This window comes from Streptomyces sp. SID13726 (assembly GCF_010548375.1).
Taxonomy (GTDB): Bacteria; Actinomycetota; Actinomycetes; order Streptomycetales; family Streptomycetaceae; genus Streptomyces.
On the sequence record NZ_JAAGLY010000216.1, the window covers coordinates 1 to 485 of the forward strand.

Below are 485 nucleotides of genomic sequence, written 5' to 3' on the forward strand. Positions count from 1 at the left end.
CAATCCCGGACGCTGCGGCATCATGCCGGGATTGGGACGCGGGCCGCCGGGGCCGCCGCCGGGACGGGGACCGCCCTGCGGACGGGGCATGCCGCCCGGGCTGGGACGGGCGCCGCCCGGAGCCTGCGGACGGGGACCGCCCGCTGCGCCCTGGGGACGGGGACCACCCTGGCCCTGACCCTGCGGACGCGGGGCGCCGCCGGGACGCTCACCGGGACCACCAGGGCCGCCGGGGCGCGGGGCACCGCCCGGACGGGGCGCCTGCGGGCGCGCCATGCCGGTGGAGCCACCAGAGGTGAAGGGGTTGTTGCCCGGACGGGGACCGGCTGGACGAGCGCCGGGTCGGGCACCCTGGCCGCCCGGACGCGGAGCGCCGGGACGGTCGCCGCGGTCGCCACGGCCCTGGCCGCCCTGACCGGGAGTACCGGCCGGACGCGGGGCGCCGGGACGCGGGGCCTGCTGGCCGGCCGGACGCGGAGCACCGG

At 82.5% G+C, this 485-nt stretch carries 1 pseudogene; it reads left to right on the forward strand.

The window, feature by feature from the left end:
• Nucleotides 1-485, forward strand: a pseudogene (locus G3I78_RS53060) (hypothetical protein); the annotation flags it as partial.